Origin of the sequence: Acinetobacter sp. ABJ_C4_1 (assembly GCF_044538495.1) — a bacterium.
Lineage (GTDB): Bacteria > Pseudomonadota > Gammaproteobacteria > Pseudomonadales > Moraxellaceae > Acinetobacter > Acinetobacter nosocomialis_A.
The window spans coordinates 13,915-25,463 of record NZ_JBIUCQ010000019.1; the positions used below are offsets into that span (position 1 = coordinate 13,915).

The 11,549-nt window shown below is 39.2% G+C and carries 9 protein-coding genes; 5 read left to right on the top strand and 4 right to left on the bottom strand.

The window, feature by feature from the left end:
• Positions 1-57: 57 nt before the first annotated feature.
• Complete coding sequence (locus tag ACIF8R_RS16960; RefSeq protein WP_396482107.1) at positions 58-948, top strand: LysR family transcriptional regulator ArgP; 891 nt, start codon at positions 58-60, stop codon at positions 946-948.
• A gap of 126 nt (positions 949-1,074) precedes the next feature.
• Here the strand turns inward: ACIF8R_RS16960 and rsmI are convergent, their stop codons facing one another.
• The gene (gene rsmI / locus ACIF8R_RS16965; RefSeq protein WP_087606553.1) at positions 1,075-1,911 is read right to left on the bottom strand and encodes a 16S rRNA (cytidine(1402)-2'-O)-methyltransferase; all 837 of its coding nucleotides are present in this window, start codon (positions 1,909-1,911) and stop codon (positions 1,075-1,077) included.
• A 188-nt stretch (positions 1,912-2,099) separates the two neighbouring features.
• On the opposite strand from rsmI, the gene ACIF8R_RS16970 reads away from it, so the two are divergent.
• The 3 genes from ACIF8R_RS16970 (at position 2,100) to ACIF8R_RS16980 (ending at position 4,157) form a co-directional block, all read left to right on the top strand.
• Positions 2,100-2,501, top strand: coding sequence for a YraN family protein (locus ACIF8R_RS16970; protein WP_396482109.1), 402 nt, complete (start codon positions 2,100-2,102; stop codon positions 2,499-2,501).
• 78 nt (positions 2,502-2,579) lie between these two features.
• Complete coding sequence (locus ACIF8R_RS16975) at positions 2,580-3,290, top strand: BON domain-containing protein (RefSeq protein ID WP_396482111.1); 711 nt, start codon at positions 2,580-2,582, stop codon at positions 3,288-3,290.
• 3 nt (positions 3,291-3,293) lie between these two features.
• Positions 3,294-4,157 (top strand): alpha/beta hydrolase, encoded by an 864-nt coding sequence (locus ACIF8R_RS16980; protein ID WP_396482113.1) that lies wholly within the window; start codon positions 3,294-3,296, stop codon positions 4,155-4,157.
• A gap of 26 nt (positions 4,158-4,183) precedes the next feature.
• Here the strand turns inward: ACIF8R_RS16980 and nudC are convergent, their stop codons facing one another.
• The 3 genes from nudC to dnaQ form a co-directional block, all read right to left on the bottom strand.
• The gene (gene nudC, locus ACIF8R_RS16985) at positions 4,184-4,927 is read right to left on the bottom strand and encodes an NAD(+) diphosphatase (RefSeq protein ID WP_198071460.1); all 744 of its coding nucleotides are present in this window, start codon (positions 4,925-4,927) and stop codon (positions 4,184-4,186) included.
• On the bottom strand, positions 4,927-6,570 hold the full coding sequence (locus tag ACIF8R_RS16990) for a chemotaxis protein (protein WP_396482116.1): 1,644 nt from the start codon (positions 6,568-6,570) through the stop codon (positions 4,927-4,929). The genes nudC and ACIF8R_RS16990 overlap by 1 nt, the downstream gene beginning before the upstream one ends.
• A 133-nt stretch (positions 6,571-6,703) precedes the next feature.
• Positions 6,704-8,083, bottom strand: a complete 1,380-nt coding sequence (dnaQ, locus tag ACIF8R_RS16995) for a DNA polymerase III subunit epsilon (protein ID WP_396482118.1) — start codon at positions 8,081-8,083, stop codon at positions 6,704-6,706.
• A 232-nt stretch (positions 8,084-8,315) separates the two neighbouring features.
• Here dnaQ and ACIF8R_RS17000 point away from each other — a divergent pair, with 232 nt between their 5' ends.
• Positions 8,316-11,537, top strand: a complete 3,222-nt coding sequence (locus ACIF8R_RS17000) for a LysM peptidoglycan-binding domain-containing protein (protein WP_396482120.1) — start codon at positions 8,316-8,318, stop codon at positions 11,535-11,537.
• Positions 11,538-11,549 lie beyond the last annotated feature (12 nt).

Consider the following 11,549-nt stretch of genomic DNA (forward strand, 5'->3'; position numbering starts at 1 on the left):
GAAATAAGTAAAATTAAGAATATTTAGGTTTGGCTAAAAATAATTTAGGTTTTGTATATGTTAGATAGTAAGCAATGTGAAGCTTTTCTGGCTGTTGCAGAAGTCGGGAGTTTTGATGCAGCAGGAGAGCATTTATGTATAACGCCTTCTGCCGTATCACTACGTGTACAAGCACTAGAAAAATATTTGGGTCAGATTTTAATTATACGTGGCCGCCCTTGTGTACTCACACAAGCAGGACAAACCTTACTTCAGCATTTACGTCATACAAGGTTAATGGAGCAAAATCTATTACAAGGTTTAATGGGCAAATCTTCTGAATCGGAATTTTATAAAATTGCTTTAGCTTCAAATGCAGACTCATTAGCAACTTGGCTTTTACCCACTATTCAACAAACGTTATTTAAAGAAAAAATAGTGCTAGAGCTAAAAATTGATGATCAATCACACACGCATACTTTGCTAGAAACAGGGCAGGTCAATGCATGTATTACAGCAGAAGAGCAGGTGATGGCGGGTTGCTTAGCTCAGCCTCTTGGTAAAATGCGCTATAAAATGCTGGCATCGGCCGAATTTGTAAACCAGTGGTTTAGTGGTGGAATTAACCGAGAAACTTTAAGAAAAACTCCCGCCGTTATTTTTAATCATAAAGATTTAATGCATTCGGAAGTTTTATTAAAAGGATATGGTTTACCGATGCAGAGTTATCCTTATAGTTTTATTCCTGCCACAGATGCTTTCGTTAAAGCAATTCAGCTGGGTTTAGGTTACGGAATGGTACCCGAACTTCAAGTTCAACCATTACTTGAAAATGGAACACTTATTGACATTATGCCTGAGGCTCAACTGGATGTTCCTTTGTATTGGCACCACTGGAAAAGACAGTCGAAGCAACTCGATGTACTGACCGAAACAATTGTTCAATCAGCAAAACAAATACTGCGATGATAAAGTTAAGAGAGCTTGCGATGATAAAAGTTTGAAACGTGTTGAATTTTATCTTTAATATTATTATGCAAAATTCATGCGCGGGATGGCATAAAGTATTTGCCATCACCACACTTAGTTAAAAAATTAAGATTGTGTCAGCTCAAGTGCACGTTGATAAGCGACTTTTTTCTTAATACCTGTTAAATCGGCAGCAAGTTGAGATGCCGCTTTAACAGATAAATCTTGAAGTAAGCGTTTTAAAAGTTCGTCTAGTTTTTCTTGTTCCAGATCGGTTTTTTCCGGTGCACCACCAACCACAAGAACAATTTCACCTTTTTCTTGGTTATGGTCATTTTCAATAAAACTAACCAAATCTTTTAAAGTCATTTTTTTGATGGTTTCAAAAGTTTTGGTAATTTCACGTGCAAAACCGACAGGGCGGTTTTCACCAAATACTTCAGCCATATTTTTTACGCATTCTAAAATACGGTGTGGTGCTTCATAAAAAATTAAGGTCTGAGTTTCATTTTTAAGTTTTTCGAGTTGCGTAATACGTTGAGAAGCTTTTGATGGTAAAAAGCCTTCAAAACTAAAGCGGTCACTTGGTAAGCCTACCGCACTTAACGCCGCAATTGCAGCACATGCACCCGGTACAGGTATAACTCTAATACCATGTTCTTGAGCAGCTCGAACCAGTTTAAAACCAGGGTCACTAATAAGTGGTGTGCCTGCATCACTAATCAAAGCAATATTTTCACCAGCGAGTAACTTTTGAACTAGCTGATCAATTTTATTGCTTTCATTATGGTCATGACATGCTGTAAGTGGGGTAGATATATTATAGTGCTTAAATAATTGAGCCGACTGGCGTGTATCTTCGGCAGCCACAATAGAAACTGATTTTAAGATATCAATTGCACGGAAAGTCATATCATCTAAGTGCCCGATAGGTGTGGCTACAACAAATAACTGAGCACTCATTTGGTTTTTACTCCGTACAGATAAACAATTTTAATCGGTTAGTGTACCCGAAATTATCTTTTTGGCGTGAACAAAGTCAGTGGGCTTTTTATTTTTCGAAGTATCTGCTTTTGATTTGCTCAATTGAAAAAAATTAAAAACGTATAGAGCAAGCATTGAGAATATTTACATTTCTAATGGGGAAAATTATGTTAGTCGCGCAGCAGCTCGGGCAATGGGCTGAACAAACAGCATTAAAAATTTTAAAAGAACAAAATTATGAATGGGTCGCCAGTAATTATCATTCACGCCGTGGAGAGGTTGATCTGATTGTAAAACGCGGTAACGAATTGATTTTTGTTGAGGTAAAAGCGCGTGGACAGGGAAATTATGGACAAGCTTGTGAAATGGTCAATGTGAGCAAACAGAAAAAAATAATTAAAACGGCGATGAGGTTTTTACAGCGCTACCCATCTTATCAGGATTTTTATTGTCGTTTTGATGTGATTTGTTTTGATTTTCCACAGAAAATTGCAAAAACAGTACAGCAAGACTTTTCGAAATTCCATTATGATCTGCAATGGATCGAAAATGCATTTACTTTGGATTAAGAGTTCATTACTCTTTTGAGCAAATTAAAACCGATGTTTATGATCAAGCCAAGAAGAGATTGATAGGAGTCTGGTGGAGTGTTGAAACGTATTGCTGTAACAGCGCTTTGTGTCGCAAGTTTGTCAGGTTGCGCAAGTTTTATTTCTGGTGGAACAGGTACAGCTCCAGTTGGAACAGATAGTGGTGTACGTAGCTTAGGTCAGGTATTCATTGATTCTTCAATTAAACGTACAGCGAATATTAACCTCTATAAGCTTGATCAGCGTTTTAAACAATCTCGTATTAACATCGAAAGCTTCCATAGCACGGTATTGTTAACTGGTCAGGTGCCAGACCCATACTTGAAACAGCTAGCAGAAGACAATGTTAAAGCGATGAGCGATGTGAAAGCCGTACATAACTATATTACGGTAGGTAACAAAGTAAGCTATAACACGATCATGCAAGATGCTGGTGTAACTGCAAATACACGTGCTCTATTAATGAAAGCGCCAGTTGTATCGGACAGTAAAGTACTCGTCCATACCGAAGATGGTGTTTTATATGTGATGGGTCGTTTAAATACAGCTGAAATTAATGACTTAAATAATGTGCTTCAAAATGTGGGTAACGTGACCAAAATTGTAACGCTTATTGATAACATTGATTTAGCACCGGCTCCATCAGCATCGACTGGTAATACAACGACTACGCCAGTAATTAATAATGTTCTTGCTCAACCAACAGTTCAAACTCCTGTTGCAATTGATCCGGACCAAGCAGATCCAGCATCATCTACTGCACAATAAAATATGAACTTGATTGAACAATTACAAAGCAAAATTGAGCAGGCGAGAACTCTTTATAAAGAGTTCCGCCTCTATGATTTGGGGAGCTTTGCTTTAAACCGTTTTACACCAAAAGATGGTTTTGAGCAGGTTTTAAATGTGCGTTATGGTTTAAAGCCTCGCCATCGTTTAGATATTTATCGTTCTACTAAGCGTTTAGCACATCGACCACTCATTGTTTTTGTACATGGTGGTGCTTGGCAACATGGTAATAAACGAGACTATTTATTTGTGGGTGAAGCCTTTACAAAAGAAGGTTATGACGTTGCTGTCATTAACTATCAGCTCGCCCCAAAAAATATTTTTCCAAGTTATGTAGATGACTTAACACAAGCGTTAAATTATTTGCATCAAAATCAGGAAAAACACGAAATCTCGACAGAGAATATTGTGCTTATGGGGCATTCGGCAGGTGCATTTAATGTAATGTCTGCTGTTTATCACCCTGACTCAACTAAAATTGAATGTTTAGGGAAAATTAAGGCAATAGTCGGTTTAGCTGGTCCGTATCATTTTGATTATAAGGGTGACCCGCTTGCTGAAGATGCTTTTGATCAAGGTATCTCTTATAAAGAGGTAATGCCTTATTATTTTGTAAATCAAAATAATATTAAGCATTATCTACTCATGGCTGAAAATGATCAGCTCGTAAAGCAACATAATACTTTGGATATGGATCAAGCTCTTAGGGAGAAGGGGAATCATAGCCATATTGCTATTATCCCTAAAACTGGCCATATCACGATTTTGGCCAGTCTATCGAGTTTTGTAAGTCACTACTTCAGAACAAAACGAACCATTTTGCATTTTCTTGATGAAGTATTCTAAAACTATTGAGTTTTAGAAAGTGCAGATTACTTTGCTTGAGTAATCTGCGTAATCATTGCGTGTGCAATACTGCCTTTAAATGGAATTTCAGGAAGCTGATCAAATTTAAAGAATTGTGCATCAGCAATTTCATCTTCCTGCAAAGAAATCTCGCCTGACTCATATTCAGCTTTAAATGCAATCATAAGATTACTTGGAAACGGCCAAGGCTGGCTGGACATATATTGAATATTTTTGAGTTTAAGGCCCACTTCTTCTAAAGCTTCGCGTTGAACAGCCTCTTCAAGAGTTTCCCCAACTTCTACAAAACCTGCAATCAAACCATACATGTTGGTTTTATTGTGAATAGATTTTGCCAGCAAGATTTCATCATCACCTTTAGTAATGATGGTAATAATGCACGGGTTGACGCGAGGGTACTGGTGATAACCACAAGCAGGACATACCATCGCATATTCACTTGAGTGTACTTCGGTGGCATGTCCACAGTGGCTGCAAAACTTGTGATTACGTCTCCATTCGAGCAACTGTACAGCACGACTCGCCTGTAAAAATTGCTCTTTTGACCAGTTAGAAATAAGTTGACGAATTGGAACGAGTTGCAGACCTTCTGGTATAGCTTCTTCACTCAGCAGGTCACGTGCAATGACCTGTTCATCATGAGTGAAAAGCAGATCACTTGCTAACTTTTCGACTTTGGGTAATTGAAAGTTTTGGTCAACCAATAATTGTTGGTGATGAAAAATATAAGCAAGTGATAATTCAGACATTAAGCTGCCTTTTTTTGAAGTTGTTGACTACTTAGCAATGCTACATCAAACATGGATTGTAGAACAGGCTGTTTATTTTTTAAATTGTCAACTAACATATCTAGTCCAGCTAATACGTTAAAAATACAGTAAATCTGATCATGACTAAAAGGTTGGTTCTGGTCGATTTGCTGCTGTACAAATTTAGCAGTTTCAAGCAGAGCATTTTGTTGAACCGTACTTCCTAAAAATTCAGCCGCACCAGCCAATTCTTTTAATGAGCCTGCAATTGCTTCAATATTTTGGGTTTGATCGTTGGCATATAAAGTCAAACTTTGACATACAAAATCGATTAAATTTTTTGTTTCATTTAATAATGTTTCATGTGCTTCATCTAAACGATCTAAAGAAATATTAGTGTTGTTCACACGAATTTGTAGACGGTTAGATGAGTAATGACGTACCAAAATACCAATTGCGTTCATGGCAGATAAAATGCTCTTCATGAGCTGCTGAGCGTAGTTTTCATTACTCAATATATTGATTTGACTTAAACTGCTTGCTTGATGAGAAAGCTCGGCTGCTGCTTCATTTAAGTTGAGTAAGTTAAAGGTATGAGCAAGCTGCATAAGGCTGCTTTGAAGTTGCTGAGCCTTTTCTGGCGACATGTTTTGGTAGTTGTATTCAATATCATTACGAACTTTGTTCATTTCGTCTAAGATCAATTGACTTACCGTTTGCATGGTATCAAAGTCTGGACCATACAAATGTTGGCTCAGTGCTTTAAGTTGAGTATCGGTAAGGAACTCACGACCAATGTTTAGCTGCCCACGAATTTGCTGCGCAAGTTGGTCTTCTTGTCCAATCACAATACTAATAATATCTGCTAGAGCAGTTAAGTTTGCCTCAAAGCTTTCTGGCGATGCTAAAAATAGACCTATAGCGCTCTCAAGATTAATGAATACACGTAAGCGAGCGTCATTTAAAACAAGTTCATCAATGTGATTAAAGGCAGAGTTAACCAATTGCCAATATTGTTGGCTTGGTTGACCATGAGCCATGCTGACTAAATAGCTACCAATAAGTTTGAATGCCTGAAAGTCTCGAGTGGTTTCAGTTTTATTTAAAAATTGATGCAAAGATAATTTATAAAGCTGATGGATAAACTGAGTTTTCTCATTAATGAGCACTTCGGGTAACGGTAACTCAAGTGAAGTTGTTGTAAGGTTTGAAGCAATCTGCTGACCAGATGATGTTAATGGTTTATTTAAGGCTTTTTCCAAATTGTTTAGAGTGTCCAAAAGAAACTGGGGTACTTCAACTTCACGTAAACAAATAAATTCAATATAGCGTTTCACCATGGTCGTGCCTTCACTAAGAGCAACAACCTCATCGGTGTTGATGTGTTCTGGCTTAGCCATAATTTTTTGCATCAACTCAGTTGAATATTGAGTAATTTTTGCCAAATAGGGGATATCAATAAGGCGTAATACTTGAGTGCATTGTTTAAATTGTTCTAACGCATCATCAATACCAAAAGGGAGAGCTTGTTCTTCAATTAATGTACTTACAGCACCTTCTACCAGTTTTATTGAGTTATCAATTTCATTCTTGATAATAAGCAACGCTGTTGGATCAAATTGAATCGAATTATGCTCAGACATAAAAATTCCCCTTTGCAAAAAAAATCAATTGTTATATTCGTCATGGCTCAATAGTTTGAGCTAAAAATCTATACGACTAATATAACTTAACTTGCAAAAGGGGAAACTAAAAAAACACTAGAGAATCAAAAATTTATTTTGCAAAAAGGCAAGGTTCTCCATGTTTTTTCTCAAATTCTTTGACCCAAGTCTCATGTATGTTCAACTCTTCATCTGAAGGGTAAATAACGGGTAAATCAATTTGGACTCTAGCTTTTGTCGTTTTTTGCTGGTCAATTTCACTTTGTGATAGAGCATCCATATCAAAGGAAACTTGACCACCGGTCATTGCCAAGTAAACATCAGAAAGAATTTCAGCATCGAGTAACGCACCGTGGAAAGTACGGTCACGCGCTGGAATTTCATAACGGCGGACTAAGGCATCAAGTGAGTTTTTCTGTCCAGGATGCTTATTTTTGGCTAAAGCTAAGGTATCGGTAACTTCACAAACTTCTGAAAGAGCAGGTAACCCAACACGTCTAAACTCCATATCGAGGAAGTTCATATCGAAGGTTGCATTATGAGCGATAATTTCTGCGCCCTTTAGATACTCAAACAAAGTATCTGCAATGTCTGCATAGAGCGGTTTATCTTTTAAGAAATCATCACTGATACCGTGAATGTTTTCTGAATCGCCCACTGGTTTTTCAGGGTTAATATAGATGTGAATCGAACTACCCGTAAGCTTACGGTTAATCATTTCGATTGCGCCGACTTCAATAATGCGGTCGCCATCTTGGAAATAGAAACCAGTCGTTTCAGTATCGAGAATGAGCTGACGAGGGCCTTGTAATTTAAGCTTTGCTTCGGTAACAACAATTTGAGGATGAATATTGCTAATTTGTTGCTTTGCTTCTTGCTCTACAGCTTCAACCTCATTTACTTCTTCGTCGACAGTAATCATCTCAACTTCTTGTGATGGTTCAAGAGCGACACCTTCATCTTCGGTTGTTTCAACCAGATCAAACCCGAAAGGATCATCTAGCAACCAGTCCTGTTCAGGCTTTTTTATATCTTGCGGTGCAGCGACAGGCTGTGGTTGCTTGAGTTCTTGAGCAGTCTTATCTGCACCTAAATTTGCAAGTTGGTCTGCCATTTCATTACCAGGATGTCCTGCATGGCCTTTAATCCAATTCCACTCAATATTTCTACCTGCGCAAACAGCATCAAGTTTTTGCCATAGGTCAGGATTTTTAACATCTTTCCAATTTTTCTTTTTCCAGCCATGAATCCACTCTGTAATGCCTTGCTTTACATAATTTGAGTCGGTCCAGATAATTAATTGTGCATCAGGAGGGCAAAAAGAAACGCCCTCAATAGCAGCCATAAGCTCCATACGGTTATTGGTTGTGTTGGGTTCACCGCCAAATAATTTATGTTCACCCTGTTCGGTAATGACATATGCACCCCAACCGCCTAAACCGGGATTGCCACGACATGCACCATCAACATACAGTGTGATTGTTTGAGACATAAATCGAAACCTAAACTGAAAGAAAAAGAACTGAATATGGTGTATTGTATACGCAAAAAGTTCGGTTCCATCGTTACAAAGCAAGCTTTTTTTAATTTCTTGTAACATTTCCATGCAAATGACATTAAATTATTGCCTTGTCTATCTTGCATGCTTTACTACAATGGCATCGAAGACCTAGGGTTTGTGGGCAGACCCCAAGAAATATTACGCGAGTTGTTTGGAAGTTTTTATGTATAAACCAACCACATTTGTGTGGCAGCCATCTGCAGCATCATTATTCAAAATTACAGTACTTAGCTCTGCTTTAGCTGCGTTGGGTATTACAACAGGCTGCTCTTCGACTCCGCAATCTGCAAAAACCTCGAAAACAAAACAGGTCAGTGGAGCAGGCTATCTTGATGCAAGCAGTCTAGACTCGTTAGAAGATTTACTTTCAGCAACAGATATGCGTGCTGTAGAGGGTGATCGTTTACTTATTTTAAAACACGGTGACGTTTGGAAGCGTATGGCTGTGGGCTTCAAAATGGACCTCGATCACTGGGATCCGCGTATTGAAGCGCAGCGTAGTTGGTTTATTTCACGTCAGCCCTACCTTGACCGTTTAAGTGCTCGCGCAAGTCGTTATTTATATCATACTGTTAAAGAAGCAGAACGCCGTGGTCTTCCAACTGAACTTGCGTTATTACCAGTAATTGAAAGTTCATATGACCCTGCTGCAACAAGTAGTGCGGCAGCAGCAGGTTTATGGCAGTTTATTCCAAGTACTGGTCGTATTTATGGTTTACAACAAACAGGTATGTATGATGGCCGTCGTGATGTTGTTGAGTCTACACGTGCTGCATATGAGTTCTTAGGAAGCTTATATAACCAGTTTGGTTCATGGGAATTGGCTTTGGCAGCTTATAACGCTGGTCCGGGCCGTATCCAACAGGCGATTAACCGTAACCAAGCTGCGGGTTTACCAACTGACTACTGGTCACTAAAACTTCCACAAGAAACTATGAACTATGTTCCACGTTTCTTGGCAGTTGCACAAATTATTAAAAATCCACGTGCTTACGGGGTTTCATTACCACCAATTGCGAATAGACCCCATTTCCGTGAAGTTACGTTATCTGCGCCGTTGTCTTTAAATGAAATTGCTTCGGTCAGTGGTCTTAGCCGTGCCGAGTTATATGCATTAAATCCAGGCTATCGTGGTGAAACAGTAGACCCAGCAAGTCCAATGCGTATTTTAATTCCGGCTGATGTAAGTCCATCAGTTGATAATAAATTGAAAGGAATGAAAGCGGGTGGTGGTTCAGGTTGGTGGGCAAATGTCACTTCGCCGTCTAAACCGACAACCAGTCCTTCAAGTTCAGTCACAATTAAAACGACACCCGCGACTCAGGTTCAGCCTGTAAGACCAACGACACCTGCTAAAACAACCAGCAGCTCTGTGACTGTAAAAGGTTCAACACCGCGTGGTTCTGATGCTTTAGCTGCTTTTGCAGCCTCAGCTGATGTGCCAAGTGCACCTCGTATTCCAGTTGCAGTAACGCCTGCAACCAATGTTAAGCCAGTAAGAACAGAACCACCTATTTCAGCTGTTGAGCGTGAGAAAATTTTAGCGGCGGTTCGTGCTGAAGGTGAGAAGGAAACTGTTGAGCAAGCTTTACAGCCACAGGCCACTCAAGCTGAAAAAGACCAAGTGGTTGCTGAGTTAAAGGCAATTGCACCGCAAGGTACCGAAATTGTTGATCCTTACGATGGCAAAATTAAGTTAACTGCGATTCAGACGAGCCTGTCGGTTGCTGAACAACAAGGTAAAGAGTTAAGTAAAGGTTTTGCTTATCCGAAAACTTTAGCTGAAGATGCAACTCTTGCAAACTCTGAAGAAGCACAGCGCAATAAAGATAAGCCTTATATTAAAACCGATACCGATGTTGTTGTTGTACAGCCTAAAGGTAAGCGTAGTACTTATACCGTACAACCGGGCGATACATTAGCGATTATCGCAATGAAAAATGGGGTCAACTGGCGTGATGTTGCCAAGTGGAACCAGATTGATCCTGAAAAGACTCTATTTGTAGGAACTAGCCTGTATTTGTATGATGCTAAACCGCAAGAGGTTGAGTCTACGACAAAATCAGCAGCTAAACCTGATGTATATGTTGTTCAAGCAAATGACAGTTTAACTGGCGTGGCAAATCAATTTAATTTGTCAGTAAAACAGCTTGCTGAATATAACGATTTATCTGTCAGTGATGGTCTATATGTTGGTCAAAAGCTGCATTTGAAAGAGCCTAAAGGCAACCGTAATTCTGCTAAGGCAGAGCCTAAAGCTGTTCAGGCAAGTACACGTCGTATTGCAACAAAGAGCTATACAGTTAAACGCGGCGAGTATTTGAAGTTAATTGCAGATCGTTATGCATTATCTAATCAGGAATTGGCGGAGCTAACACCAGGGTTGTCAGCTGGTAGTAATTTAATGGCTGGCCAGAAAATTAATGTACCTGCAAAAGAAGTTGCTGCTGTTGATGAATCTGATGACAACAAAGCTTCTGGCAAATATGAAAAACTTGCAGCAGGTCCGTCGTATAAGACTGAAAGTTATAAAGTACAGCGTGGCGATACATTATCAAGCATTGCGACCAAGTCTAAAATTAGTTTAGCCGAACTTGCAGAACTGAATAACTTAAAAGCGAGTAGCCATGTACAGCTTGGTCAAAACTTGAAAGTACCTGCGGGCGTAAGTGTTCCAGACCACTATGTTGTTCAGTCGGGCGATAGCTTACATGCGATTGCGGCTAAATATAACTTACAAACCAGTTATTTGGCTGATTTAAACGGTTTATCTCGCACAGCAGGTGTTCGTGCTGGTCAGCGTTTAAAATTGACAGGTGAGGTTGAAACACCGAGCAAGGCTACGACTAAAAATGCCAAAGAAGAAACACCAGAAACTTATACTGTTAAATCTGGTGATAACTTACGAAGCATCGCCAACCGTTATCATTTACAGTTAGATTATCTGACTGCATTAAATGGCTTGTCTCGTAACAGCAGTGTGCGTGTCGGTCAGCATTTAAAGTTAACAGGTGATGTACCTATTGTAGAAACAGCGAAAGCTGATACAGCAAAATCATCAGCTAAACCTGTTGCAGCAGGCAAAAATACTGAAAAGTATACGGTTAAAGCTGGTGAGTCGTTAAATGCGATTGCGAGTCGTGCAGGTATTTCAGTTCGTGAACTTGCTGAAATGAATGCATTAAAAGCAAATGCTAACCTACAGCGCGGCCAAAATATTGTGATTCCAAAAACTGTAGTGGAATACAAAGTCAAACGTGGCGACACCTTAATTGGTCTTGCGAGTAAATATGGTCTAGAAACCACTTTACTGGCGGAACTCAACAACTTAACACCGTCGACTCAATTACGTATTGGCGATATTATTAAAGTGCCTAATTTATAGAATAATTAGAAC

What these genes read in the sequence shown, in the direction of transcription:
- ACIF8R_RS16960 (WP_396482107.1), top strand. Translation starts at nt 58, where the DNA reads ATGTTAGATAGTAAGCAATGTGAAGCTTTTCTGGCTGTTGCAGAAGTC.
- rsmI (WP_087606553.1), bottom strand. Translation starts at nt 1,911, where the DNA reads ATGAGTGCTCAGTTATTTGTTGTAGCCACACCTATCGGGCACTTAGAT.
- ACIF8R_RS16970 (WP_396482109.1), top strand. Translation starts at nt 2,100, where the DNA reads ATGTTAGTCGCGCAGCAGCTCGGGCAATGGGCTGAACAAACAGCATTA.
- ACIF8R_RS16980 (WP_396482113.1), top strand. Translation starts at nt 3,294, where the DNA reads ATGAACTTGATTGAACAATTACAAAGCAAAATTGAGCAGGCGAGAACT.
- nudC (WP_198071460.1), bottom strand. Translation starts at nt 4,927, where the DNA reads ATGTCTGAATTATCACTTGCTTATATTTTTCATCACCAACAATTATTG.
- ACIF8R_RS16990 (WP_396482116.1), bottom strand. Translation starts at nt 6,570, where the DNA reads ATGTCTGAGCATAATTCGATTCAATTTGATCCAACAGCGTTGCTTATT.
- dnaQ (WP_396482118.1), bottom strand. Translation starts at nt 8,083, where the DNA reads ATGTCTCAAACAATCACACTGTATGTTGATGGTGCATGTCGTGGCAAT.
- ACIF8R_RS17000 (WP_396482120.1), top strand. Translation starts at nt 8,316, where the DNA reads ATGTATAAACCAACCACATTTGTGTGGCAGCCATCTGCAGCATCATTA.